Here is a 25,980-nt window from a genome sequence, read left to right as displayed (position 1 = left end):
GTGCACTGATCAAGGTGGGGCTTGCCTGGGCTTACCCATCGTGAAGCGACACCGCGCGCGATGGAGAGCAAACGCCAATGGGGGCAGTGCAAATGAAAGACCTGACCATTTCTTCGGCAGATCTCGGCAACAAGGGAGCAGAAACGCCCAAGCGACGAGGCAACAGATCCACGCGCGTGCCCGCCATCATCGAGGTGGCAATCGAAGTGTTTGCGTCGGAAGGTAACGCTGGTTTCACCCAACGCCGCATAGCAAGCGATGCGGGGATCCTGCTGAGAACCTTGCAGCACTATTTCAGCACCCGCGAAGAGCTGTTGCGCGCCACGGTCGAGGCATTCACGAATCGCTACTTCCAGCACTATCAGACGATCGCCCAGGACAAGGCACGGCCACCAGAGGCCCGACTTGACACCATCGTCGACGAAGCATTCTCCGTGCTGACGTCGCCCGGCGGCAATCGCGTTTGCGCCTTTGTTCTGGAGTCGTGGAGCCTTGCCGAGCATGAGCCCTCCCTGCACGCGTTGATGGCGAAAACCACTGCCGATTTCCAGGATCTCCTGGCAAACCTGGTCTCGCAGATCAATCCAGACCTCGCATCGGCGGAATGTACGCTGCGCGGCGCCCTGCTGCTTTCACATCTGCAAGGGCTCGTGGTCTTTATTCGACGATGCGACGCAAACACACCTGATCTTGATTCGTTCCGCCACGCCATGAAGGTGGTCTGGCGCGCATTGAGCAAGGCATCCCCGTAAACCTGGTCAGCAGCCCACCGCGCCATGGCCGGGCCGGGATCGCGCGCTAGCTGTGAAGCTTCAATAGGTTGTATCGATGGTTCATCCGGACTGAGTCTGGGAGACTGTGACCTGAGACGTTTCTTGTAGCCATCCGGCAAGTGAGTTCTCTTTTATCCTAGGGACAAGGAGGACTCGATGAAGAAGCGATTTACCGACGAGCAGATCATCCGCATCTTGCGCGAGGCCGAGAGCCGGGATGAGCCGGTGAAGGATCTATGCAAGCGCCACAACATTTCGGAACAGACGTTCTATCGTTGGCGCAACAAGTTCGGCGGGATGGACGTGGCTGACGCTCGTCGGCTCAAGGAGCTGGAATCGGAGAACGATCGGCTTAAGCGCCTGATCGCTGAGCAGATGCTGGTAATCGATGGCCTGAAGGAGTTCAGCCGAAAAAAATGATCACCCCGACGGGCCGGCGCGAAGCGCTGGAAGTCCTGACTCGGCGGGGGCTCTCGCAACGCAAGGCATGTCGCTACCTGGGACTGAGCCGCCGAGTGGCGACCTATACGCTCAAGCAACCGGAGAAGGATCGGAGTTTGGGCGAGAGGCTGATGGCGGCCGCGCAAGAGGTGCCGCGCTTCGGCTATCGCCGGATGTCGGCCTGGCTGGCGTTGAGCGAATCGCGCGTGCGGCGAATGTGGCGAGCCCTTCAGCTCAACATTGCGCGCCGACGTCCGCGCCGACGTCGTTGCGGCGACGACATACGCCTGCCAGGCGCCACACAGCCCAATTCGGTTTGGAGCTATGACTTTGTGCACGATCAACTGGTGGATGGCCGGGCCTTGAAGATGCTATGCGTGATCGATGAATATACCCGCGAGTGTCTGGCGATCGAGGTTGGCGCCAGCCTGCGGTCGCAGGACGTGATCTTGACGCTATCGCGACTCATGCGGCTGTACGGCAAGCCCGCGTTTGTTCGGTCGGACAACGGCGCCGAATTTACCGCTGCCAAGGTCATGCGTTGGCTGCGAGACGCTGCAATCGGTCCGGCCTTCATTGCGCCTGGCAGTCCATGGCAAAACGGATTCGTCGAAAGCTTCAACGGCAAACTGCGAGACGAATTGCTAAACCGCGAATGGATCCGCAGCCGCGCCGAGGCCAAGGTGCTCATCGAGCGCTGGCGGCAGTTCTATAACGAGCGCCGGCCCCACAGCGCTCATCGCTACCAACCTCCGGCCACGGTCCGTCGAGCCTGGCTGGATTCCGATAATATCGACGCGAGACTCACTGCGTGACTGGCTACAAAATTCCGCCGCAGGTCAACTGGAAGTCGCCAAACACCCAACCTTCCAGGAACCCAGCCGGATGAACACCCATAAGAATGCCCGACTCACTTTCGCGCGTCGACTTGAGATGGTTCAGGAGATCACCGAATTCGGTTCGAGTGTGCAGCAGGCCGCAGCCGATCATGGCGTGACAGCGCCGACCGTGCGTAAATGGCTGGGCCGCTATTTGGTCGGTGGTGCACCAGCGCTGGCTGATGCCTCGTCGCGCCCGGCCCGCTCCCCGCGTTCAATCGCCCCGGCAACGGCCTTGCTGATCGTGGAATTGCGCCAGCAGCGCTTGCTGCAGCGCCAGATCACCCGACAGGCAGGCGTGTCTGCTTCGACCGTCAGCCGCGTACTGGCGCGTGCTGGGCTATCCCGGTTGAGCGACCTGCAACCGCGCGAACCCGTTCAGCGCTACGAACACGAGGCGCCAGGCGATTTGCTGCACATCGACATCAAGAAGCTCGGTCGAATCGCGCGTCCTGGCCATCGTGTCACCGGTAATCGGCGCGATACGGTGGACGGCGTGGGTTGGGAGTACCTCTTTGTCGCCGTGGATGACCACGCCCGGGTTGCCTTCACGGCGATGCATCCCGACGAGACAAAACGTAGTGCTGTGCAGTTCCTGCGTGACGCCGTTGCGTGGTACGCCGGGTTCGGCGTGCGTGTGCGCCGGTTACTGACGGACAACGGTTCGGCGTTCCGTTCGCACGAATTTGCTCGGGCCTGCCAGGAACTGGGTATCCGACACAAATTTACGCGGGCGTATCGTCCGCAGACCAACGGTAAAGCTGAACGCTTCATCCAATCGGCTTTACGTGAGTGGGCCTATGCATGGACGTACCAAAGCTCGGCTCATCGCATCGAAGCCTTGGCGAGTTGGCAGCATCACTACAACTGGCATCGAGCTCATAGCGCCATCGGCGGCATTGCGCCGATGGCGAGACTTCCTGCGTCGAGAAACAACCTCTTGACGCTTCACAGCTAGCCGCTTCCCATGCACCCCACCGCCTTCGACTGATAAACGCGGTGCGGCTCCCCGCCTGCAACCACCCGTCAGCGGGTTACTTTCCACACTAACGGCAAGTAGTACAACGTGCCGTTCACACCACCGTGAACCCCGGCTTTCGCACCCGGCTTGACTTGGAAATCCGGAATACGCTTGAGCCATTCCTGAAGAAAAACCTTGAGTTCCACGCGCGCGAGGAAGGAGCCAGGACAACGATGCGGGCCATTGCCGAACGTCGAATGAATCGGCGGCGTGCGGCTGAAATCGACGGTGAGCGGGTCTTCGAACTTTCTCTCGTCGAGGCCGTGCAGCGTGGTCGGCAAGATGATCATGTCGCCCGCCTTCAGTTGCACGCCTTTGTACTCGAAATCGTGAGTGATCCGCCGCCCTTGGTTAACCACTGGGAAGCGGCGCAACAGTTCGTCAACAGCCTTTTGAGTGAGTGCGGGATTGTCGATGAGCTGCTTGCGATGTGCGGGGCTGCCAGCCAGAAAGTTCGCGATGAATCCCATTGCGGACGCAACCGTATCGAGGCCGCCGATCAGCACGAGCCCGCACAGGCCGCGAACCTCATCATCGGTCAACGCACGCCCGTCGATTGTCGAATTCACGATCTTGCTGATCAGATCGTCGCCGGGATTCGCGCGCCGTTCGGCGATCTTCGCCCCCAGATACTGGAAGATCGCACCCAGCGCGGCAAGCTTCTCGTTAGCGTCCACAGGGCGCACCATCTTGTCGGCAAGGCCGAGCAGGTACTCGCGATCCTCGGCGGGAAGCGCCACCATGTTCATGAAAATGGCGATCGGCAGATGCTGCGCGAACCGCGAGACGAATTCCACCTCGCCCGCGGGGTAGAAGTCTTCAATCAGTTCGATCGCCAGTTCCCGCGCCTTCTCTTCCAGTTTGCCGATGGCCTGCGGCATGAACGCAGGCGCGATCAGCGCTCGATAGGCCGTGTGCTGTGGCGGATCGAAGAAGATCGGCGGCAACGGCTGATGCTCGACCAGCGGCACGGTGAGCTGCTTCGACGAAAAGTTCTCGTAGTCCTTCAGGATGTTATAAATGTCGTCGCCGCGCGTTGCGACCCAGTGCCCGCCGTTGCGGGGCGTCCAGAAAATGTCCGGAATACCTTCCGCGTGCAGTTTCTTGAGCGACAGATGGTAGTCGCCTTCGGCGCCCGGCGGGTGGTAGATATCGATGTCGAATACCCGTTCAGGCGAAACGTGCGAAGGTACCGGCGCCTGCTCCGGAGTCGCGCCATGGCCAACTGCTGACATAAGATTGTCTCCTTTCTTCGGATGGATCGGAACGCGCGGTCGAATCGGCCTTCCTTGGTGTGCCGCGCGATGGTTACAAAAACGCGCCGTATAGCTCGATGTGGTGCTCGGTATTTCCCCAGGTCATGTCGATACATGTAAGGCGCTTCACGTACCAGCCCACCGCCAGTTCGTCCGTCATGCCCATCCCGCCGTGAAGCTGTACAGCCTGTTGCGCGACGAAACGGGCGCTGCGGCCAACGAGCGCCTTTGCGGCCGTCACCGCCCGGTGGGCGGCGACGACGTCGTCTTCGCCAAGCTTCGCCGCGGCAAAGTAGACGATCGATTTCGCCTGCTCCACCGCGGTCAAGATATCGGCGGCGCGATGCTGGAGCGCCTGGAATTTTCCGATCGGCGAACCGAACTGCTTTCGAGTGCGCAGATACTCAAAGGTCAGATCGCTCAGCCGCGACATGGCACCCACGGCTTCGGCGCACAACGCGAACATGCCTTGATCAACGGTCCATTCGAGCAGCGGGTAACCCTGATCGATGGTGCCGACAACGCCCTGTGCATCGATGCGAACGCCATCGAGCACGATCTCGGCAACGCGCTGCCCGTCCAGCGCCGGAAATCCCTTGACGCTCACGCCTGGCAGCCGCGCATCGACAGCGAAGAGCGTGATCCCGTGCATGTCCGTCTGCTCGCCCGCGGTGCGTGCCGAAACCAACAGGAGGTCCGCGCTATCACCGTGCAGCACGACGCCCTTTCGTCCATTCAGGATGAACCCGTCACGCGTCGGCTCCGCCGTCGTCGCAACGTTCCACAAATCGAAACGCGCGCCGGGTTCGAGCGTCGCCAGCGCGGTCTTCAGGCTGCCGTCCGCGATACCGGCCAGCAGTTCCGCCTTGCGCGCCTCGTGCCCCGCGCGCGCAATGAGCCTGGCGCCCAGCACGGCCGACGAAACGAAAGGCTCGAGCACGAGCCCACGGCCGAATGCTTCCATCACGAGCATCGTCTCGACCGGGCCGGCGCCCAGTCCGCCATGGTCCTGCGGCACGTTCAGCGCGAGCACGCCCATCTCGGCGAGCGTGGACCAATGCGCATCCGACCAGCCTTGCGGCGTGGCGGCGAGACGGCGCCGCGCGTCGAACTCGTATTCCTTTTCGACGAAGCGGCCGACCACATCGGCCAGCATCTGTTCCTCTTCAACCAGCGTGAAGTCCATGGCGTGTCCTCAGATGCCGAGCGCCTGCTTGGCGATGATGTTCTTCTGCACTTCGGTCGAACCACCGTAGATCGAAATCTTGCGCCAGTCCAGGTAGTGCGCTGCGAGTGCGTTGAGCAGTTCGCCATTGGCGGTTTCACCCTGCCAGTCCGCCTCCAGCGCCTCGCTCACGAAAGGCACCGCATAGGGCCCCGCACATTCCATGATCAGTTCCGTCAGCTGCTGCTGAATCTCCGAACCGCGGATCTTCAGCACCGACGCTTCCGGTCCGATCGGACGCCCCGCGGTTTCGGCAGACACCACGCGCAGAAGCGACCATTCGTGAGCAATCAGATCGATTTCCACGCTGGCGATGCGATCGCGAAAACGCACGTCTTCGATCAGCGGCTTGCCATGCTTGCGCTCGGCGCTCGCAATCTCCTTGAGACGCCGCATGAAACGCTTGCAGTTGCCAAGGCCTGCAATATTGGTGCGCTCGTGTCCGAGCAGATACTTCGCGATCGACCAGCCGCGATGCTCGTCACCGACCAGGTTGCTCACCGGCACTTCCACATTGTCGAAGAACACCTCGTTGACGTCGTGGCCGCCGTCCAGCGTACGGATCGGCCTGACCGTGATGCCGGGCGTCGACATGTCGATCAGCACGAACGAGATGCCTTCCTGCGGTCGGCCGCTGCTGTCCGTACGGACGAGACAAAAAATCCAGTTCGCCCACTGCGCGAACGAGGTCCAGATCTTCTGGCCGTTGACGACGTAGAAGGACTGACCATCACGTTCGATGCGATCCGCACGGGTCTTGAGCGAGGCAAGATCGGAACCGGCACCCGGCTCGGAATAGCCTTGGCACCACCAGTCCTCCATCGAGACGATGCGCGGCAGGAAGCGTTCGCGCTGCGCGTCGGTGCCGAATTTCTGGATCACCGGTCCGACCATCGAAAGGCCGAACGGCATCTGGCGCGGCGCGCCGGCGGTGAAGCATTCCTCGTCGAAGATGTTGCGCTGGGCGGCAGTCCACGCGGCTCCGCCGAAATGCGCGGGCCATGCGGGCGCCCCCCAACCCTTCTCCGCCAGAATTCTCTGCCAACGCACATAGTCTTCACGTGGCACATGGCGGAAGTTCAACACGCGTTCGCGAATCTCGTCAGGCAGATGCGTGCGCACGAATTCGCGCACCGTGGCGCGAAATTCCTTCTCGGCGGGACTCTCTTTCAGGTCCATCGTCAGGCTCCAGTCGCCGCCCGGCAAGTCGCGTCGACACTGCCGGGCGCGGTATCAGGCAATTTCCACGATTCCGTTGTTCAACACCACCACGTCGCGCGCATCCACGCGCGCGCGCACGTGCTGGCGTGTATCGCTATCGCGCCAGAACTGGAAGCGCACTTCTTCGCCCGGGTAAACCGGCGAAGTCAGGCGCAACGCCAGGCGCTTCAAGCGCGTTGCGTCGTTGCCGGCCAACAGGCGAATTGCAGCGTAGCCCGCCATACCGTAAGTCGCGAGCCCGTGCAGGATGGGGCGACTGAATCCCGCTTTGGCCGCCACCTCGGGATCCGCGTGCAACGGATTGGCATCGCCCGAAAGACGGTAGATCAACGCGGCATTGGCGCCGGTCGACAATACGTACTCGGCATCCGGCGCACGTTCCGGCACCGGCGGGAGTGCTTCCGGCGGCGCATCGCTGACGCCCGACTCCGTACTGAACCCGCCGTCGCCGCGCAAAAACGACACTTGCCGCACTTCAGCGAGCTGCTCGCCCGTCGAAGCGTCGATGATGTCGCGCATGAGCTCGACGATCGCACCCTTGCCGGCGCCCTTGTCCGAGATGCGGCTCACACGCGTCTTGCTGACGATGGTGCCGGCCACCGGCATCGGCCGCACGAAACGGACGTCCTGCTCGCCATGCACGAGCTTCAGATAGTCGATGCCCGTACGCGGATCGCGCATCCATGACTTCGGCCATGCAAACGCGGCCGCGCAAGTCGGCATCGCCTGCAGGTTCTTCTCATACACGTAGCGCAATTGATCGGCGTCCATCGGGTCTCCGCCCAGGCCGAGGCCCAGCGAGTACAGCATGATGTCGCGCTCGTCGTACGTCTGCGTCACATCTTCGATAGGCCAGTTCTTGACGACTTCGTAGTTCAGCATGAGGGTTTCCTGTATGTACTCAGTAGTCCGTGAAGTTCGGTTTGCGCTTCTCGAGAAAGCTCGCCATGCCTTCCTTGTAGTCATCGCACTGGTTCGCGATCGGCATGTCGAGCCCGGCGGACATCACGGCCTCGTGCGGCGTCTGGAACGGCACTTCCCAGACTTGCTCCTTCATGATGCGCATCGAGCGCGGCGAACAGTACTCGGCCATGTCCCGCGCGTAGGCGTAAGTCTCTTCGACCAGCTTCTCGGCGGGGATGGCCCGATTGACGAGCCCCATACGTTCGGCTTCCCGCCCCTTGATCTTGCGGCCCGACAGTAGCAGATCGAGTGCGTGCGCCTGGCCTACGTGGCGCGCGAGGATCCATGCCATCCCGTATTCCGCGGTCAGGCCGCGGCGCGCGAACGCCGTCGTAATGGTCGCGTCTTCCGCCGCGAACCGGATATCGCAAAAGAGTGCGTGAATGAGGCCAATGCCGACGGTCGCGCCGTTGAGCATCGCGATGACCGGTTTAGGAATCGCCGGATAGTAGGAGCAACGCGTCTGCCAGTCAGCACGCTTTCGCATGTCGAACGGGTGCGGCAGCTTGGTCATGAGCGCCGCGGGGTCGCCACCGAAGCTGTGGATATCGCCGCCCGCGCAAAACGCCTTCCCGGCGCCGGTGAAAACGATGACCCGCACGCCGCGATCCGCGCCCGCCGCCTGCATCGCCTCGTAAACTTCCGTCGCCACCTGGTCGTTCCAGGTGTTCATGTGTTCCGGGCGGTTCAGCGTGATCGTCGCGATCCGATCCTTGACGTCGTACAGAATGGTCTCGAAGTTCATGGATTGACCTCGGTGTTCAGAAGGAACGCGGCAGATCGAGCACATGCTCGGCGACGTACGACAGAATCAGGTTCGTCGAGATCGGCGCGACCTGATAAAGTCGCGTTTCGCGGAACTTGCGCTCGACATCGTATTCACACGCGAAGCCGAAGCCGCCATGCGTCTGCAAGCAGGCATTCGCCGCCTTCCACGAAGCCGTGGCCGCGAGATGCTTCGCCATGTTCGCTTCGGCGCCGCAAGCCTGGTGGTTGTCGAACAGCTCGCAGGCTTTGTAGCGCATGAGATCGGCCGCGCGCACGTCGACATACGCCTCCGCGATCGGGAACTGGATACCCTGGTTCATGCCGATCGGGCGGTCGAACACGATACGTTCGCTCGCGTACTTGGACGCGCGATCGACGAACCAGTAGCCGTCGCCGATGCACTCGGCCGCGATCAGCGCGCGCTCGGCGTTCAGACCATCGAGGATGTACTTGAAGCCTTTGCCTTCCTCGCCAATCAGGTTCTCTTCCGGGATTTCCAGATTGTCGAAGAACAGCTCGTTCGTCTCGTGGTTGACCATGTTCGGAATCGGCCGCACGGTCAGGCCATTGCCGATGGCGTGGTGCAGATCCACGAGGAAGCAAGACAGTCCATCCGACTTCTTCTTCACGTCCGACAACGGCGTGGTGCGCGCGAGCAAGATCATCATGTCCGAATGCTGGACACGCGATATCCACACCTTCTGACCATTGACCACGTAACGGCCGTCCTTTTTCACGGCGGTGGTCTTCAGCTTCGTGGTGTCCGTGCCCGTGGTCGGCTCGGTCACGGCCATCGACTGCAGGCGCAGTTCCCCGCTCGCGATCTTCGGCAGGTACTTGCGTTTCTGCACTTCGGAGCCGTTACGCAGCAGCGTGTTCATGTTGTACATCTGGCCGTGACAGAACCCGGAGTTGCCGCCGTTGCGGTTGATCTCCTCCATGATCACGGACGCCTCGGTCAGTCCGAGCCCGGAACCACCATACTCCTGAGGAATCAGCGCGGCCATCCAGCCCGCCTTGGTCAACGCGTCGACAAACGCCTCCGGGTAGACCCGTTCGTGATCGATGCGGCGCCAGTACTCATCGGGATATTCTTTCGAGAGATCACGCAGCGCGTCGCGCAGTTCCTGATACGGGTCGGGAGTGGAAATTCGGCTCATGAGTGGTTTCCGTTTACTTGGCTGGCGCGGCTCACGCTGCTGCGTCGATCAGCCCGCCGGCATCGGCGAGCTGGGCGAGATGATGCTCGGTCGAGCCGAACTGGATATCGATGACACTGAGGCGTCGCAGGTAATGGCCGACCTTGCACTCCTCGGTCATCCCGATGCCGCCGTGCAATTGCACGCCTTGCTGGCCGACGAAGCGGCCCGAGCGCCCGATCTGCACTTTCGACGCGGCCATGCTGCGGTCGCGTTCCGCCGCATCCGGCTCGTCGGCCATCATGGTTGCGAAGAGCGCCATGCTGCGTGCCTGCTCGACCGCGACCAGCATGTCGACGGCGCGATGCTGGAGGGCCTGGAAGGAACCGATCGGCTGGCCAAACTGCTTGCGGACCTTCAGATACTCGACGGTCTCTTCGTGCGCGGCGGCCATCGCGCCGACGGCTTCCGCGCTCACCGCGGCAATCGCGTGCGCGACGACCGTTTCGATCAGCGGCAATGCGGCACCCGCGACGCCCAGTACGTCGCTATCCGGAACGCGCACGCCCGACAATTCGATGTCGGCCGCGCGCAGCCGGTCTTGCGTCGGATATCCGCGGCGGGTCACGCCCGCCGCGTCGCCCCTGACCACGAACAGTCCGATGCCGTCACGCTCGCGCCTGCTGCCCGACACGCGCGCCGACACCACGAGAAGATCAGCGCCGTCGCCGTGCAGCACGATGCGCTTCGCGCCGTCGATGATCCATGCGTCGCCTTCGCGCCGCGCGGTGGTCGCCACGTCCGCCAGGTCGTACCGCGCCTGCGCTTCGCCATGCGCGAAGGCCATCAGCAGCTCGCCCTGCGCGATCTTCGGCAGAATCGCCTCGCGTTGCGCAGCGTTGCCGCCAATGCGCACCAAGCCGCCGCCCAGTACGACCGTGGCCAGGTACGGCTCGACCGCGAGACCGCGGCCCAACGCCTCCATCACGATCATCGTTTCAACGGGGCCGCAGTTGCTGCCGCCGTACGCCTCGTCGAATGAAAGGCCCAGCAGCCCCATTTCCGCATAGCGCGCCCATTGCGCACGACTGAAGCCGTCGGCCTCCGCCAGGTACTTCGCGCGCTGCTCGAAGCCGTACTCGTCCTTGACGAGGCGCTCGACGCTGTCCTTGAGCATGCGTTGCTCATCGGTGAAATCAAAGTCCATAGCCCATGCTTCTCCGCTGTTCGACCGTCGCTCAAAGTCCCAATACCGACTTGGCGAGAATGTTCTTCTGAATCTCGTTGGAGCCGCCCACAATCGAAACGTGACGCGCAAAGTAATGGTTCGGCGCGATCGTGAGTGCCCATTCGGGCTCGCGAACCGCGTCGCCAAGACCGCGCAGGAAATCGACGTCGAGCGGCAGCGCATCCGGGCCCGCGACTTCGAGCAGCAGTTCGGCGGAAAGCTGCTGGAGCTCCGAACCCTTGATCTTGAGGATCGACGTCTTCGGGTCCGGCACGTGGTCGTCTCGCGCACTGCTTTCGGCAATCACGCGCATCTGCGTCATTTCGAGCGCTTTCAACTCGACTTCCACCGCCGCGATCCGCTCACGAAGGCGCGGGTCGTCCCACAGCACGCCGTCGCCGCACGGCACGCGCTTCGCGAGGTCCTTTGCGAGGCGCACGCGCATCTTGGAAACGCCCACGCGCGCAATCCCGCTGCGCTCGTTGCCGAGGAGGTACTTCGCGTAGTCCCAGCCCTTGTTTTCCTCGCCAATGCGATTGGCGACCGGCACACGCACGTTGTCGAAGAACACCTCGTTGGTCTCGTGGTGGCCGTCTATCGTGACGATCGGGCGCACCGTGAGGCCGGGCGTCTTCATGTCGATCAACAGGTAGGTGATGCCCTGTTGCTTCTTTCCGCTCGAATCCGTGCGCACGAGACAGAACATCCAGTCGGCGTGATGCGCCGTCGAGGTCCAGAGCTTCTGCCCGTTGATGACATAGTGGTCGCCGTCGCGAACCGCCTGGGTGCGCAGCGCCGCCAGGTCCGAACCCGCGCCGGGTTCCGAAAAACCTTGGCAGAACCAGTATTCGAGGCTCGCGATGCGTGGCAGGAAGTGGCGCTTCTGCTCGTCGCTGCCGAACGCGATCAGTACCGGACCGATCATGTTCACGTTGAACGACAGCGTCTCGGGCGCTGGCGCCATGTGCAACTCTTCCTTGAAGATGTATTGCTGCACGGCACTCCAGCCCGTCCCGCCCCACGCCTTGTCCCACGCCGGCGTCGCCCAGCCGCGCTCGTGGAGAATGCGCTGCCAGCGGCGCAGGTCGGCCGCCGAGTAGCGCTGCCCCAAGCTGGCCTTGCGTCGAATGTCGCCCGGCAGCGCTTCCTTGAAGAACGCTCTCACCTCGTTGCGGAACGCCAGCTCTTCGTCGGTATATCGCAGATCCATGAGTGTCTCGTCTCGTCTTTGTCCGGCATGCCTGCCGTGTGCCGTTCAGGCCAGCGTTCCCGCTTCCTTCAGCTTGCCAATCAGATCCGGTTCGAGCCACGCGGCGAGCGCGGCGTCGACCGTTGCGGCGCCGGGCGCTTCGGGCGCCGTCGGCTTCGCCGGCACGGTGGCGGAAAAGCGCGGCGCCGGAGCCGGCTGCACGATGCCGTCGACTTCGATGAACGTGCCGCGCGCCTTCAGATGCGCGTGCTCGGGCGCCTCCGTCCACGACAGCACGGGCGCAAAGCACGCGTCCGAATGCTCCAGCAGCGTCGTCCATTGGTCGCGCGTGCGGCTCTTGAACTTCAGCGCAAACAACGCACGCGCGGCTGCCCAATTTTTTTCATCGAGTTGCACACCTAGTGTTCGCGGGTCGATATCGAGCAGGCGCAACAGTTCGAGATAGAACTTGTCCTCGATGGGGCCGACCGTGATCCACTTGCCGTCCGCGCATTCGTATGCATCGTAGAAGTGGGATCCGGAGTCCGTGATGTTGGTCCCTCGCCCGTCGCGCCAGATTCCGGCGGCCTGCATGCCGAAGAAAGTGGTGGCGAGATTGGCCGTGCCATCGACGATCGCGGCATCCACGACCTGACCCGTGCCGCCGTTACGCGCGTGAATAATCGCCGAGAGGAGCCCCATCGCGAGATACAGCGAACCGCCCGCATAGTCGCCGATCAGGTTAAGCGGAATCGACGGCGGCTGATCGCGGCGACCGATGGCGTTGAGCACGCCGGTAATCGCGATGTAGTTCAGGTCATGCCCCGCGTACTGCGCAAGCGGGCCGTCCTGACCCCATCCCGTGATACGCCCATAGGCCAGCTTCGGATTGCGTTCGAGGCAAATCTGCGGACCGAGCCCCAAGCGTTCCGTCACGCCCGGGCGGAAGCCTTCGATCAAGGCATCCGCCCGCTCCACGAGGGAGAGCACGAGTTCCACGGCCTCCGGGTCCTTCAGGTCGAGCGCGATCGTCTTGCGGTTACGCAGCAGCAGGTTGAAGCGCAACGGGCGCTCGATGCCGAGCTTGACCGGTTGGCGACGCTCGATGCGCAACACGGTCGCGCCCAGATCGGCGAGCAGCATCGCCGCCATGGGGCCCGGCCCGATGCCGGCCAGCTCGACAATTCGAATTCCGTGTAGAGGACCCATCGTTCAGCCCTTGCGAGCATGGGCGCGCATGGCGTCCCATTGTTCTTCGGTCCAATCCTGCATGGCACGGAAGGTCGGCCCGCCAACGCCCTGCATCCAGCGGCCACCGTCGATCACGATCATGTCGCCGGTGATGTAGCCGGAGCCGTCCGACGCCAGATAGGCGTATAGATCGGCGAGTTCCGAGTGATCGCCGAAGCGCCGCAGCGGAACGGAGCGCTCCTGCGGTTCGACCTGCGAGCCGGGCGGATACAGCTGCTCCCACGCGCCGGGCGTCGGGAACAGCCCGGGTGCCACTGCATTCAGTCGAATCCCCTTCGGGCCCCACTCGACCGCGAGGCTTCGGGTCATCGCCAGGACACCCGCCTTCGCCGCGGCGGAGGGCACGGTAAAGGCCGAGCCCGTCATCGTGGGAGTCGACACCGTGCTGATCACGTTGCCCGCGTGGCCTGCGTCGATCCAGCGCTTGCCCGCCGCGATCGTGCAATAGAAGCTGCCGTGCAGCACGATGTCGAGCACGGCATCCACCGCGCGCGGCGAGAGACTCTCCGTGCGTGCGATGAAATTGGCCGCCGCATTGTTCAGCAGCACGTCGAGCGGACCGTCTCGCCAGATCGTATCCATCATTGCCTCGACGGATTCGGCGTTGCGCACGTCCGCTTGGACGGTCGTCACGCGTGCGCCTGGCACGTGGCCGCGAAATTCGTCGGCCGTCGACTTGAGCACTTCCTCGCGGCGACCGCAGATGACGAGATCGGCGCCCAGTTCGAGATAGCGTCGGCCGATGCTCTTGCCGAGTCCCGTGCCGCCGCCCGTGATCAGGATCCGTTTGTTCTTCAGCAGGTCAGACGTAAACATTCGCATTGAACTTCCAGTAGAGGCAAAAGGAACGGCGGTTTCACTCGCCCGTGAAAACCGGCTTGCGTTTTTCCATGAAGGCCTTCACGGCTTCGACGTGATCGCTGGTTTGACGCGTCAGCGGGTTGAGATCGGTCTCCAGACGGCAGGCGTCCTCGATCGAGTTGCCCGCATTGACGAGGCTCGCCTTCAGGAGCGCCAGCGTCACCGGCGGATAGCTCGCAAAGCGGGCCGCGGCCGCGATCGCTGCATCGCGCGCGTGTCCGCTCGCGCTCAGCTCGCTGACGAGGCCGATCCGCCGCGCCGTGGTTGCATCGATGACGTCGCCCTTGAGCATCAATTCACGCGCCTTGCCGCCGCCTACCTTTTGCGGCAGCGTCCACAGAATTCCGGTATCTGGCAGCAGGCCGACCTTGCCGAACGCACATGAGTATTTCGCCGTGTCGGCGCTGACCACGACGTCGCATGCCGCCGCCAGCGAGACGCCCGCTCCATAGCAGGAGCCTTCGACTGCCGCGACGACGGGCTTCGTGCCCGTATAAATCAGCTTGAAGAGCCGCACGCCCACCGCGATGCGCTCCCGCAATGCCAGCAACGGGGGCGTGCTCCCATGCATTTCGGACAGGTCGCCTCCCGCGCAAAAATGACCGCCGGCACCCGTCAGCACGATGGCGCGCGTGTCCGGGTCGTCGTTCATCAGCCGCTGAAAGACATCGGTCAGCGCCAGCCGCATCCTCATGGAGAACGCATTGCGTCGCTCGGGATAGTTCATCGTGACGACGGTCACGTCCCCTTCACGGTGGACCTGAACGATCTCGTCCGCACCCGCGGCCGTTTCCTTCTGCTCGTTACTCATCGGCTGGATCTCCGCGCTCACTCACCGGTGAAGACCGGCTGAGTCTTTTCCATAAATGCCTTGCAGGCCGCCTGATGGTCTTTCGACCGACGCAGAATCGGCTGATAGTCGATCTCGGCTCGCAGCGCGCCTTCCATCGTGGTCGCTGCGTTCGTGAGCGATTCCTTGAGCAGCGCCACGCCGAGCGGCGGCAATGCCGCGAGGCCCAGTGCAACTTCGATTGCCCTGGCGCGCGTCGCGCCCGACTCGACCACTTCGTTTGCCAGATCGATCGCGGCGGCCTGATTGCCATCGATCTCCGTGGCAAGCGACAGCATCTCGCGCGCGCGGGCCATGCCGATGCGCTTCGGAAGGGTCCACAGAATGCCGGTATCCGGAATCAGGCCGACGCGCAGAAACGCGGCGCAAAAGCGCGCGGTCGACGCCGCGACCACATAATCGGTCGCTACCGCGAGCGACAGTCCGGCGCCGAAGGCCACGCCTTCCACCGCCGCCACGACGGGCTTCGGCCCCGCCAGCATGTCGCGCACAACCGCGCACGATTCCGCCAGAATCTCGCGACTTTGCAGGATCGTGCGCTTCGTCATCTCGGAGATGTCCGCACCCGCGCAAAAATGCTCGCCCGCACCCGTGAGGACGATCGCACGCGATTCAGGGTCATCAATCATCAGGCGGTGGATCGTGTCGCGCAGCAACTGGCGCATATGGCGGCCCATCGCATTGCGGCGACGCGGATTGTTCAATGTCACGATCGCGACCGGCCCCTCGCGGGTCACCTCGATCAGCGATGCCGGTTCGGTCTCTACCGCTTGTCTTTCGCTCATGTTGGTTCCCCTCAGTCGGCCACGAAGACCGGCTTGCGCTTTTCCATGAAGGCGCTCACGGCCTCCTGGTGTTCGCGGCTACGGCGCAGGATGGGCTGCATGTTGACTTCGGCTTCGATGGCTTCGTCGAGCGTGCGGATGCCGGTTGCGAGCGCGGCCTTCAGGTACGCGGTGGCCACCGAGGGTAATTCCGCGTACTGCTGCGCCACCTTCAATGCCGCGTTCAACGCCTCGCCGGGCTCGACGACCCGATTGGCAAAGCCTGTCTCGCCGGCTTCGGCACCGTCGAACTCCCGTGCACTCAGCATGAGCTCACGTGCGAGGCCTCCACCCACGCGTTGCGACAGCGACCAGTAAAGGCCGGTATCGGGCAGCAACCCGACCTTGACGAACGCGCTCGCATATCGCGCAGCAGACGATGTAACGACGTAGTCGCAAGCCGCGGCGAGAGAGAGCCCGGCACCAAATGCGAAACCTTCGACAGCCGCGACAACCGCTTTCGGGCCTTCGACCATCAGTCTGAAGATATCGAGTGGCAACTCGTTGCGCTGCCGGTACTCGAGCACCTTGCGCGCCTGCATCTCCGAGATATCCCCGCCCGCGCAAAATGTATTGCCTGCGCCGGTCAATACGATTGCACGGCAGCTTTCTTCGTGATGCATCAGGCGATAAAGTTGCGCGTACAACGCTTCGCGCATCTTCAGAGAAAACGCGTTGCGCCGCTGGGGATAGTTCAGTGTGACGATTGCAATTGCGCCGTCCTGCCGGATCTGGACGATCTCAGCCGCATCGCTGCCGGTCTCTTCGCTCATCTGTCTGTCTCCTGTCGATCGGAGTTGGCGCTTTGGCGCTTGCTCCGATCTCATGCACTGCTATTGGCAACGGCCCTGACGGGCAGCCTGTCTTAAAGCGTTTCCTCGGTGCCGAGAATCACCGTGGCCTGGCTCGAGAGTACGCCGCCATTGCCGTGCGCGATGGCCAGCTTCGCGCCGGAGACCTGCCGCTCGCCGGCGCGGCCCGTCAGTTGCCGCATCGACTCTTCGATCAGGAACAGCCCATACATGCCGGGATGAACGCAGGACAAGCCGCCGCCATTGGTGTTCACCGCGAGCCGGCCGCCCGGCGCAATGGCGCCGTCGGCCACGAAGCGGCCACCTTCCCCCTTGGGGCAAAACCCCAAGTCTTCAAGGAACAGAATGGTGTTGATCGTGAATGCGTCGTAAAGCATCGCAATGTCGATATCGCTTGCGTTCACGCCCGCCATTTCATAGGCGCGCCGGCCCGATTGCGCCGCGGCGGTCACCGTGAGATCCGGCATGCTCGCGATCTCGCGATGCGAGGTGGCCGAGGCCGCGCCGAGCAGATACACCGGCTTGCCGGTCAGGTCGCGCGCGCGGTCGGCACGCACCATGACGACAGCTGCCGCGCCATCCGTCACCAGGCAGCAATCGCGTACGGAAAGCGGGTCGGATACGAGACGCGCACCCAACACGTCGTCGATCGACAAGGGCGTGCGCATGTATGCGTCCGGATTGAGTTGCGCCCACTTGCGCGCCGCCACCGCCACCTCGGCCAGATGCTCGCGCTTCGTGCCGAACTGGTGCATGTGTCGCGCCGCCGCAAGCGCATATGAAGACACCGGATTCATCGGTTTGTACGGGGTCTCCCACGGCGAAGGCCGCGACGACTGCACGAGTTTGCCCGCCGCGCTGCGCTGGTTGCTCCCATAGGCGATCAACGCGACGTCGATCTGGCCCGTACACAGCGCCATGGCGGCCGTGTGCACGTATATTTCAAAGGCCGAGCCGCCGCTTCGGTTGTTGTCGGTGAACTTCGGGTTAATACCGAGGTATTCGGCAAACGTCAGGCCGGAGAGCATGTCGTCCGGCGTGCACACGAACAGCCCGTCGACATCGCCCGGCGTGAGTCCGACCTGGGCCAGCGCATCGACGCTCGCACGCGCGGCAAGGTCCATCGACGACAGGCCAGGTGCTTCCCCGATCCCATAGGTGGCGCCCGCCACCAATGCAGTACGCCCGCGCAAGTTGAATTCCATTCGATCTACCTTTCATCAGAAGCGACCGGCGCTTGATAGCCGGTTGCAGGTTAGCGGGCGTCAGGCCGGTTCGAACACGAGCAGCGCCGCATCCCCCCGGTAGACGATCTTCGCCTGCACGGGCATGCCGATGCACACCGCCTCCGGCTCGATGCCCTCCACGCAACTCAGCATGCGCACACCTTCTTCCAGGTCGATCACGGCGACGTTGTAGCTCGGCGTGGGCGGCTTCTGGCGCACGACCGTGGTGGAATAAACCGTGCCCTTTCCGCAGGCTTCGACCCACTCGAGATCCCGCGCGCCGGTCACCGGCTCGGCAACGCGCGGATAGAACACATAGCGGCCGCTGCTCTGGCTGCGCTGAATCATCAAGCGGCCCTCGGCCAGAAATTTCTGATAGTCGACTTCAGGACAAAGAGACTCCATTCCCCGCTCCTCCAATCGTTTTGCCGGGCTCCGTCGAATCGAGCCGCCTCGCCAGACCAAATTGAACATATACCCGAACACTGTTCTAAATACTAAACGCACCATGGGCGCCCTGTCAACGGCTACAAACGCATGCCGCGCCCCGCCCCATAAGGCTGACACTACATCGCAGCGAAATTCCGTACACACCTCGTACAAACCCGCGCCGAGCGGTTTCAGCGCTTGACGGCTGCCAACCACGTCGTTTACTTTACCGAACATTGTTCGATATTATGAAGGCGCCGGATGATTCGGGTGTGGCGGCGAGGGCGACGGTTGCCCGCGCCATCAGACGAATCCGGGGCCGGCCCGGAAAACCGCCAGCAAGAGAGCTCGAAGTGACATATGAACTGACAGACGACCAGGTACAGATCCGTGATCTCATCCGTCGCGTCGCGAGAGAGCGCGTGGCGCCGCGCGCCGACGAGATCGATCGCACCGCCGAATATCCGCACGACATATTCGCACTGCTGAAGGAGCTCGGCCTCTTCACGTTGCCCTTTCCGGAAGCCTATGGCGGGGCCGGCAGCGTGATGTCCGCCTGTATCGCCGTCGAGGAATTCGGGAGGGTTTGCTACAACACCGGCTATTTGCTGGTCGTGCAATGGACGCCCTTTGGCGCCATTCTCGAAGGCGGCACGGAAGAGCAGAAGGCACGCCTTTTGCCTGGTCTCGCTTGCGGCGACTTGCGTGGCGCACTCTCCATTACCGAAGCCCAAAGCGGCTCCGACGTCTCCGGCATCCGCACCACGGCGCGTCGCAAGAACGGCGGCTATGTACTGAACGGTTCGAAGATCTGGTGCACGAATTCGCATATTGCCGACTTCATTCTCGTCGCCGCGAAGACGCTCGATGAGCAAGGTCAGCCGCTGGGCATCAATCTCTTCATCGTCGATCGCCACACACCGGGCCTCACCATCGGCAACGAAGAAGACAAGATGGGCGCGCGAGGCGTGCCGTCGTGCCCGCTCTATTTCGACGACGCCTTCATCCGTGCGGATGATCGTCTCGGGCCGGAAGGCAGCCAGGGATTCAAGGTGGCGATGGAAGCACTCAACACCAGCCGCCCCATTGTCGCGGCACGTGCGGTCGGCATCGCACAGGGTGCGATCGATCACGCCGTCAAATTCATTCAGGACCGCGTCGCGTTTGGCCAGGCCATCAGCGACTTCCAGGGCGTGCGCTGGATGATCGCCGACATGGTGACGCAGACCGAAGCCGCGCGCCAGCTCGTCTATCGCACCGCGTCACTGGTCGACGCGGGTGTGAGCGGACGTGAACTCGCTCCAATGGCTGCGATGGCGAAGATGTTCGCATCCGATGTCGCGATGAAAGTCGCGACCGACGCCGTGCAGTTGTTCGGCGCGGCAGGCATCTCCAACGAGTATCCGATCAACCGTTATTTCCGCGACGCGAAAGTGGTGCAGATCATCGAAGGCACCAACCAGATCCAGCGCAATATCGTCGCGGACAACGTGCTGGGCCGTATCAGGAAGAACCAAGAGCGACAGCCAGGCTGACGAGCGAGCGACAATCACCGAGGAACAGGCAATGGAAGAAATTGAAACGGTTGGTTTGGGTATCCACTGGGAGGATCTGCCCGTCGGACGCAAATTCAAGACGGTGGGCCGGACCGTTACCGAAACGGACGTCGTGAACTTCGTTTCCGTGACCGGCATGCTGGAAGTGCTGTTCACCAACACCGAGTTCCTGAAGGAGCAGTCCGCCATCAAGGGTCGCGTCGCGCCGGGCGCGCTCGTGTTTACGCTCATGGAAGGGCTGCTCACACAGGCCACCATGCAGGGCGTCGGCTTCGCGTTCCTGAACATGGAGCTGGATATCAAGGGTCCAACCTATGTCGGCGATACGATTCATGTCGAATGCGAAGTCATCGAATGCCGACCCAGCAAAGGGCGCCCCGGACTTGGCCTCGTACGCACGCGTAACCGCGTGATCAAGCAGGACGGCGAAGAAGTGATGGTGTACACGCCGCTCAGGCTCGTGAAGGGAAAAGAGTACAAGGCCTGAGCATGGAAAATCCACAACAACCCCTTGAACGGGCCACGGGCCCGTTAGCCGGTGTTCGCGTGATCGACCTGACCATCAACGTGCTCGGTCCGGTCGCCACGCAATTGCTCGGCGACATGGGCGCGGATGTCATCAAGATCGAACCGCCCGACGGCGATCAGAACCGCAAGAACGGCCCCGGCCATAACCCTGACATGGCCGTGTTCTACACGATCATGAACCGCAACAAGCGCAGTATCGTGCTGAACCTGAAGCAGGCCGAGTGCCGCGAAGCGCTGCTCAAGCTTGTCGAGACGGCCGATGTCATCGTGCACAGCATGCGACCGAGCGCGGCCGAGCGCCTCGGCATCGGCTACGAAGCCGTGCGCGCGCGAAATCCACGCATCGTGTACGCGTCGGGCGCGGGTTACCGCATCGATGGCCCCTACAAGGATCGCCCCGCGTTCGATGACGTGATCCAGGGCGAAAGCGGCATTGCCGCGATGAACCGCGACATCGACGGCTCACCGCGCTATTTCCCTACGGTGATCGTCGACAAGTTCTGCGGTTACGTGCTGGCGTCGTCGATCAGCATGGCGCTTTTCCATCGTGAGCGCACCGGCGTCGGTCAACTCGTCCACGTGCCGATGTTCGAGACGATGCTGCAGTTCAATCTCTTCGAGCATCTTTGGGAAGGCGCGCTCGGCTCCAATGATGGTACGGGTCTTGGCTATCCCCGCATGTTTTCGCCGTATCGCAGGCCCTATGCGACGAAAGACGGCCACATCTGCTTGCTCGCGGTAAACAACGATCAGTGGCGCCGCGTGCTATGCGCGATCGATGCGGCGCACCTGCTCGACGATCCGCGCTTCTGCCACATGACCGAGCGCATGCGCAACATCAACGAGCTGTACCGCATCGTCGGCGATGCCATCCGCAACAAGACCACGGCGGAATGGAATGCAATTTTCGCATCGGCGGACGTGCCGCACGGCCCCGTACGCGACCTCAAAGACCTGATGCACGATGCATACCTCAAGGAGACCGGCTTCTTTCAGCGTGTCGACCACCCGACCGAGGGTGAAATGGTCATGACGTCGATCCCGGTGCACTTCTCCGAGTCGCCCGGCAACGTTCGCTATCTGCCGCCGAATCTCGGCGAGCACAGCATCGAAGTGCTCATCGAGGCCGGCTATAGCGCAAGCGAAGCCAGCGCACTCGTTGCCCGTGCCACGGGAAAAAGCGAAACCGCCACCGAAGCGTTGAGCAAAGACTAACTGGCGCGCATGCGCGTCGCACATCACGGAGGGAATCAATGAAGGGGCTCAAGGAGAAGGTCGTCGTCGTCACCGGCGCCGCGGGCGGGATCGGAACCGCGATCAGCAAACGATTCGGCGAGGAAGGCTCGACGGTCGCGCTGTTCGACCTGAACGAAGAAGGCGCTGCGCGTGTCGCGGCGGAAATCGAGGCGGCAGGGGGCAAGGCGCGTGCGTACCGCGTCGACATCACGGATCACGAAGGCGTGCATGCCGCAGTAGCAAAAGTCGAGGAGGAACTTGGTCCGATCGACGTTCTCGTCAACAACGCCGGCTGGGACATGGGGGCTTTCTTCCTGCAAACCGAGAAACCGTTCTGGGACAAAGTCGTTGCGATCAATCTGTACGGTCCGCTGAACATGCACCATGCCGTGCTGCGGCGCATGGCCGAACGCGGTCGTGGCCGCGTCGTCAACATTTCGTCGGATGCCGGGCGCGTGGGCTCTTCGATGGAAGCGGTGTACTCGTTCTGCAAAGGCGGCCTGATCGCATTCACGAAGACGATGGCGCGCGAGATGGCCCGCCAGCAGATTCCCGTCAACGTCGTCTGCCCCGGCCCCACCGCCACCCCGCTGCTCGACAATCTCGCGCAAGGCGAGAAAGGCGAGCGCATCAAGGCCGCGCTCGTCAAGGCCGTACCGTTCGGCCGGATGGGCGAGCCTGGCGACATCCCCGGCGCGGTGGCCTTCCTCGCAAGCGACGACGCCGCTTTCATCAGCGGCCAAGTCATCAGCGTCTCCGGCGGTCTGACGATGGCCGGCTAATCACCGCGTCGGACCTCTTCAACAACCCACATCGGAATACGACATGGAATTCAAGGACATTATCTACAAGGAGGCGGATGGTGTCGCGACGATCACCATCAATCGCCCCAGCGTCTACAACGCATTCAACGCCAATACCTGCGAAGAACTCATCAAGGCCTTCGGTCTCGCCGGATGGAACAAGGATATCGGCGTCGTGGTGCTCACGGGTGCGGGCGAAAAGGCGTTCTGCACGGGTGGTGACCAGTCCGGCGACGGCTACAACGGGCGCGGCACCGTGGGTCTGCCGATCGAGGAACTGCAAAGCATCATCCGCGACATTCCGAAGCCGGTCATCGCACGTGTCAATGGCTACGCGATCGGCGGCGGCAACGTCCTCGTGACGATCTGCGACCTCGCCATTGCGTCGGAAACCGCGATCTTCGGTCAGGTCGGCCCGAAGGTCGGCTCGGTCGATCCGGGTTTCGGCACCGCGTACCTCGCACGCATCATCGGCGAGAAGCGCGCGCGCGAAATCTGGTATCTGTGCCGGAAATACAGTGCCAAGGAAGCGCTCGACTGGGGCCTCATCAATGCGGCCGTGCCGCCCGAGCAACTCGATGCGGAAACGAAGAAGTGGTGCGACGAGATTCTGCAGATGAGCCCCACCGCCATTGCGCTGGCAAAACGCTCGTTCAATATCGACACCGAGAATATTCGCGGCATCGGCGCGTTCGCGATGCAGGCGCTCGCGATGTATTACGACACGGACGAGTCGAAGGAAGGCGGCAATGCGTTCCGCGAAAAGCGCAAGCCGGAGTTCCGCAAGTACGTGAAATAAGATAAGGCAACAACATGGCGACAGGTGGGTAACCCGTCGCCATCCCAACGCATTTCAAACCTTGTGCTCGTGCAGCGATCCCGACGCACGGGCAGATCACGCGGGGAGACCGCGGCGCGCCCTATTCCGCGCCGCCGGCGGTCCGAATGTCCATCCGGTCCTGGTTGCGCGGCAACTGATCGGTGCACGTGCCGTCTTTCTGTTATTGATACCCGTGTTGATGCTTCCGATATTGGCCTAACCGGCGCGCGGTTGACATTCCCATATGGGAGGCAATGTGTACGCGCTCGAAGGAAAGCTATGGACCCGATCCACGATCCTGCGCAGCCGAGCGCAGACTACGACGCATTGCTGCGCCTGATATATGAAGGCCCGCTGGAACCCGAACCATGGCGCATATTTCTGCGCGAGATCAGACGGCGCCTGCAATGCGGCTATGCAAATCTGGCCTTCCACGGTGTGGCGCCCGCGCCGGCGGAAATCATCGGTATCGAGGACGCCGACTGGGATTGCTCGCCTCACGGGCGGCGCTATCAGGATGCCTACGCAAAGCTCGACCCACTTCCCTACCTCGCGATGCAGCCCGGTGAGCACTATCTGCTCGAGGATCTGCTGGCCAGCGCTGGCGCAGCGGGTGACCGGTTCTATCGAGAATTTCTGCAGCCCGCCGGTATGGACCGCATGATCATCCTGTACGTGGCCGAGCCGGGCGGAATGCGTGCATGGTTGAGCGTGGCTCGCAAGGAGCCCGCGCCGCCGTTCGCCGATGAAGAAAGCGCACTGATTCGCGCAATCGCTCCGCATTTGACCAGCGCCCTCAAACTGTTCGCGACGCTGACGAGAAAGGAGATCGAGCGCAGCGTCTACCGGGATGCCGTCAACCACTTTGCGATCGGTACCATCATCCTCGACCGCCTCACCAAGGTGATCGATGTCGATGACGTTGCCACCCGCGTCATGGCGGAAAATCCGGTTCTCACCATCCGCGGTGAGCAGCTGCAAATTGCCTCGGGCGAGTGACCTGCGGCGGAATTTTGTAGCCAGTCACGCAGTGAGTCTCGCGTCGATATTATCGGAATCCAGCCAGGCTCGACGGACCGTGGCCGGAGGTTGGTAGCGATGAGCGCTGTGGGGCCGGCGCTCGTTATAGAACTGCCGCCAGCGCTCGATGAGCACCTTGGCCTCGGCGCGGCTGCGGATCCATTCGCGGTTTAGCAATTCGTCTCGCAGTTTGCCGTTGAAGCTTTCGACGAATCCGTTTTGCCATGGACTGCCAGGCGCAATGAAGGCCGGACCGATTGCAGCGTCTCGCAGCCAACGCATGACCTTGGCAGCGGTAAATTCGGCGCCGTTGTCCGACCGAACAAACGCGGGCTTGCCGTACAGCCGCATGAGTCGCGATAGCGTCAAGATCACGTCCTGCGACCGCAGGCTGGCGCCAACCTCGATCGCCAGACACTCGCGGGTATATTCATCGATCACGCATAGCATCTTCAAGGCCCGGCCATCCACCAGTTGATCGTGCACAAAGTCATAGCTCCAAACCGAATTGGGCTGTGTGGCGCCTGGCAGGCGTATGTCGTCGCCGCAACGACGTCGGCGCGGACGTCGGCGCGCAATGTTGAGCTGAAGGGCTCGCCACATTCGCCGCACGCGCGATTCGCTCAACGCCAGCCAGGCCGACATCCGGCGATAGCCGAAGCGCGGCACCTCTTGCGCGGCCGCCATCAGCCTCTCGCCCAAACTCCGATCCTTCTCCGGTTGCTTGAGCGTATAGGTCGCCACTCGGCGGCTCAGTCCCAGGTAGCGACATGCCTTGCGTTGCGAGAGCCCCCGCCGAGTCAGGACTTCCAGCGCTTCGCGCCGGCCCGTCGGGGTGATCATTTTTTTCGGCTGAACTCCTTCAGGCCATCGATTACCAGCATCTGCTCAGCGATCAGGCGCTTAAGCCGATCGTTCTCCGATTCCAGCTCCTTGAGCCGACGAGCGTCAGCCACGTCCATCCCGCCGAACTTGTTGCGCCAACGATAGAACGTCTGTTCCGAAATGTTGTGGCGCTTGCATAGATCCTTCACCGGCTCATCCCGGCTCTCGGCCTCGCGCAAGATGCGGATGATCTGCTCGTCGGTAAATCGCTTCTTCATCGAGTCCTCCTTGTCCCTAGGATAAAAGAGAACTCACTTGCCGGATGGCTACAAGAAACGTCTCAGGTCACGAGGCCAACAAGGAGTTCGAGGCACTGATCCAGTCGGGCCTGGCTGCCGGGGCCCGCACGTTCTGCCGCGCGATGCGGCTTCCGCGGCATCCGCATTTGGGGTTGCTGGTACGCAGCGTCGACGGGCCATTACGTTGCATCAGCAACAGCGCGCCTGCGCTCGCCGTTCACATCAGCGACTCGCGTATGGAACGGACGGCGCCCGAACGCCAGCTGATGGCCCTGCTCGGGCTTTCGCGCACGGAGGCGGAGTTGGCCGTGCAGCTTTGCCATGGACGTACGCTGGTCGAGGCCGCCCAGGCCCTTGGCCTGACCGAGCAAACCGTCCGGACCTACTCCAAGCAGATCTTCGCCAAGACAGGCGCCCGACGACAGGCGGATCTCGTCCGTCTTATCCTCACCAGCGTCGCAACCCTCGCGGCCTAATGGTAGGGGTCGCGCTCACGGCGATGAAATCAGGGACTGTCCAATGATCCCGATTCCGCGGC

General features: G+C 62.6%; 26 protein-coding genes. 10 read left to right on the top strand and 16 right to left on the bottom strand.

The window, feature by feature from the left end:
• The first annotated feature begins 92 nt into the window (after window positions 1-92).
• The 3 genes from KR541_RS30765 to KR541_RS30755 all read left to right on the top strand — a co-directional run bounded on the left by KR541_RS30765 (window position 93) and on the right by KR541_RS30755 (window position 3,050).
• Window positions 93-752, top strand: a complete 660-nt coding sequence (locus KR541_RS30765; RefSeq protein WP_041492362.1) for a TetR/AcrR family transcriptional regulator — start codon at window positions 93-95, stop codon at window positions 750-752.
• Between the two features lie 177 nt (window positions 753-929).
• Window positions 930-2,029, top strand: a protein-coding gene (locus KR541_RS30760; RefSeq protein ID WP_150123351.1) for an IS3 family transposase whose coding sequence is annotated in 2 segments (ribosomal slippage) — window positions 930-1,182 and window positions 1,182-2,029 — 1,101 coding nt in all. Because the reading frame shifts where the segments join, the coding sequence is not laid out codon by codon here.
• 70 nt (window positions 2,030-2,099) lie between these two features.
• The gene (locus KR541_RS30755; protein WP_012337325.1) at window positions 2,100-3,050 is read left to right on the top strand and encodes an IS481 family transposase; all 951 of its coding nucleotides are present in this window, start codon (window positions 2,100-2,102) and stop codon (window positions 3,048-3,050) included.
• A 68-nt stretch (window positions 3,051-3,118) separates the two neighbouring features.
• Here KR541_RS30755 and KR541_RS30750 read toward each other — a convergent pair whose 3' ends face one another.
• The 15 genes from KR541_RS30750 to KR541_RS30680 form a co-directional block, all read right to left on the bottom strand.
• Window positions 3,119-4,348 (bottom strand): cytochrome P450, encoded by a 1,230-nt coding sequence (locus KR541_RS30750; RefSeq protein ID WP_012337324.1) that lies wholly within the window; start codon window positions 4,346-4,348, stop codon window positions 3,119-3,121.
• 73 nt (window positions 4,349-4,421) lie between these two features.
• Entirely contained in the window at window positions 4,422-5,555 is a 1,134-nt protein-coding gene (locus tag KR541_RS30745; protein WP_050016531.1) for an acyl-CoA dehydrogenase family protein, read from the bottom strand.
• Window positions 5,556-5,564: 9 nt separating this feature from the next.
• Complete coding sequence (locus tag KR541_RS30740) at window positions 5,565-6,773, bottom strand: acyl-CoA dehydrogenase family protein (protein ID WP_050016529.1); 1,209 nt, start codon at window positions 6,771-6,773, stop codon at window positions 5,565-5,567.
• Window positions 6,774-6,827: 54 nt separating this feature from the next.
• Window positions 6,828-7,697: a MaoC/PaaZ C-terminal domain-containing protein gene (locus KR541_RS30735; protein WP_012337321.1), complete on the bottom strand. Its 870-nt coding sequence runs from the start codon at window positions 7,695-7,697 to the stop codon at window positions 6,828-6,830.
• Between the two features lie 19 nt (window positions 7,698-7,716).
• On the bottom strand, window positions 7,717-8,523 hold the full coding sequence (locus KR541_RS30730) for an enoyl-CoA hydratase (RefSeq protein WP_012337320.1): 807 nt from the start codon (window positions 8,521-8,523) through the stop codon (window positions 7,717-7,719).
• Window positions 8,524-8,539: 16 nt separating this feature from the next.
• The gene (locus tag KR541_RS30725) at window positions 8,540-9,706 is read right to left on the bottom strand and encodes an acyl-CoA dehydrogenase family protein (protein ID WP_012337319.1); all 1,167 of its coding nucleotides are present in this window, start codon (window positions 9,704-9,706) and stop codon (window positions 8,540-8,542) included.
• A 31-nt stretch (window positions 9,707-9,737) separates the two neighbouring features.
• A complete protein-coding gene (locus KR541_RS30720) occupies window positions 9,738-11,003 on the bottom strand; it encodes an acyl-CoA dehydrogenase family protein (RefSeq protein WP_235356269.1) in 1,266 nt (421 codons plus the stop codon).
• Complete coding sequence (locus tag KR541_RS30715; RefSeq protein ID WP_012337317.1) at window positions 10,924-12,123, bottom strand: acyl-CoA dehydrogenase family protein; 1,200 nt, start codon at window positions 12,121-12,123, stop codon at window positions 10,924-10,926. The genes KR541_RS30720 and KR541_RS30715 overlap by 80 nt, the downstream gene beginning before the upstream one ends.
• Before the next feature lie 45 nt (window positions 12,124-12,168).
• Window positions 12,169-13,311, bottom strand: a complete 1,143-nt coding sequence (locus tag KR541_RS30710; RefSeq protein ID WP_012337316.1) for a CaiB/BaiF CoA transferase family protein — start codon at window positions 13,309-13,311, stop codon at window positions 12,169-12,171.
• Window positions 13,312-13,314: 3 nt separating this feature from the next.
• Window positions 13,315-14,169, bottom strand: a complete 855-nt coding sequence (locus tag KR541_RS30705) for an SDR family oxidoreductase (protein ID WP_041492307.1) — start codon at window positions 14,167-14,169, stop codon at window positions 13,315-13,317.
• 40 nt (window positions 14,170-14,209) lie between these two features.
• Window positions 14,210-15,025 (bottom strand): enoyl-CoA hydratase/isomerase family protein, encoded by an 816-nt coding sequence (locus KR541_RS30700; RefSeq protein WP_012337314.1) that lies wholly within the window; start codon window positions 15,023-15,025, stop codon window positions 14,210-14,212.
• A 17-nt stretch (window positions 15,026-15,042) separates the two neighbouring features.
• The gene (locus tag KR541_RS30695; protein ID WP_012337313.1) at window positions 15,043-15,849 is read right to left on the bottom strand and encodes an enoyl-CoA hydratase/isomerase family protein; all 807 of its coding nucleotides are present in this window, start codon (window positions 15,847-15,849) and stop codon (window positions 15,043-15,045) included.
• An 11-nt stretch (window positions 15,850-15,860) separates the two neighbouring features.
• Window positions 15,861-16,661: an enoyl-CoA hydratase/isomerase family protein gene (locus KR541_RS30690; RefSeq protein ID WP_012337312.1), complete on the bottom strand. Its 801-nt coding sequence runs from the start codon at window positions 16,659-16,661 to the stop codon at window positions 15,861-15,863.
• Between the two features lie 92 nt (window positions 16,662-16,753).
• A complete protein-coding gene (locus KR541_RS30685; protein ID WP_012337311.1) occupies window positions 16,754-17,905 on the bottom strand; it encodes a thiolase in 1,152 nt (383 codons plus the stop codon).
• 60 nt (window positions 17,906-17,965) lie between these two features.
• Window positions 17,966-18,331, bottom strand: coding sequence for a Zn-ribbon domain-containing OB-fold protein (locus tag KR541_RS30680; RefSeq protein WP_012337310.1), 366 nt, complete (start codon window positions 18,329-18,331; stop codon window positions 17,966-17,968).
• Window positions 18,332-18,708: 377 nt separating this feature from the next.
• On the opposite strand from KR541_RS30680, the gene KR541_RS30675 reads away from it, so the two are divergent.
• The 6 genes from KR541_RS30675 (at window position 18,709) to KR541_RS30650 (ending at window position 24,297) form a co-directional block, all read left to right on the top strand.
• A complete protein-coding gene (locus KR541_RS30675) occupies window positions 18,709-19,890 on the top strand; it encodes an acyl-CoA dehydrogenase family protein (protein WP_012337309.1) in 1,182 nt (393 codons plus the stop codon).
• 31 nt (window positions 19,891-19,921) lie between these two features.
• Window positions 19,922-20,398 (top strand): MaoC family dehydratase, encoded by a 477-nt coding sequence (locus KR541_RS30670; RefSeq protein WP_012337308.1) that lies wholly within the window; start codon window positions 19,922-19,924, stop codon window positions 20,396-20,398.
• A 2-nt stretch (window positions 20,399-20,400) separates the two neighbouring features.
• Window positions 20,401-21,654 carry a CaiB/BaiF CoA transferase family protein gene (locus tag KR541_RS30665; RefSeq protein WP_012337307.1) on the top strand — a complete coding sequence of 418 codons (1,254 nt, stop codon included), beginning with the start codon at window positions 20,401-20,403 and terminating at the stop codon, window positions 21,652-21,654.
• 38 nt (window positions 21,655-21,692) lie between these two features.
• Window positions 21,693-22,457 carry a glucose 1-dehydrogenase gene (locus KR541_RS30660; protein ID WP_012337306.1) on the top strand — a complete coding sequence of 255 codons (765 nt, stop codon included), beginning with the start codon at window positions 21,693-21,695 and terminating at the stop codon, window positions 22,455-22,457.
• A gap of 43 nt (window positions 22,458-22,500) precedes the next feature.
• Complete coding sequence (locus KR541_RS30655) at window positions 22,501-23,277, top strand: enoyl-CoA hydratase-related protein (RefSeq protein ID WP_012337305.1); 777 nt, start codon at window positions 22,501-22,503, stop codon at window positions 23,275-23,277.
• A gap of 300 nt (window positions 23,278-23,577) precedes the next feature.
• The gene (locus KR541_RS30650; protein ID WP_050016515.1) at window positions 23,578-24,297 is read left to right on the top strand and encodes a hypothetical protein; all 720 of its coding nucleotides are present in this window, start codon (window positions 23,578-23,580) and stop codon (window positions 24,295-24,297) included.
• 24 nt (window positions 24,298-24,321) lie between these two features.
• On the opposite strand, the gene KR541_RS30645 is transcribed toward KR541_RS30650, so the two are convergent.
• Window positions 24,322-25,421 (bottom strand): IS3 family transposase gene (locus KR541_RS30645; protein ID WP_150123351.1). Its coding sequence is split into 2 segments (ribosomal slippage): window positions 24,322-25,169 and window positions 25,169-25,421, totalling 1,101 coding nucleotides; the frame shifts between segments, so codons are not numbered across the junction.
• Window positions 25,422-25,465: 44 nt separating this feature from the next.
• Between KR541_RS30645 and KR541_RS30640 the strand changes: the two genes are divergently transcribed.
• Window positions 25,466-25,918, top strand: a complete 453-nt coding sequence (locus KR541_RS30640) for a helix-turn-helix transcriptional regulator (RefSeq protein ID WP_050017702.1) — start codon at window positions 25,466-25,468, stop codon at window positions 25,916-25,918.
• Window positions 25,919-25,980: the final 62 nt, after the last annotated feature.

Origin of the sequence: Burkholderia sola (genome assembly GCF_905400185.1) — a bacterium.
Taxonomy (GTDB): Bacteria; Pseudomonadota; Gammaproteobacteria; order Burkholderiales; family Burkholderiaceae; genus Burkholderia; species Burkholderia sola.
This window is presented reverse-complemented; position numbering and strand designations above follow the sequence as displayed.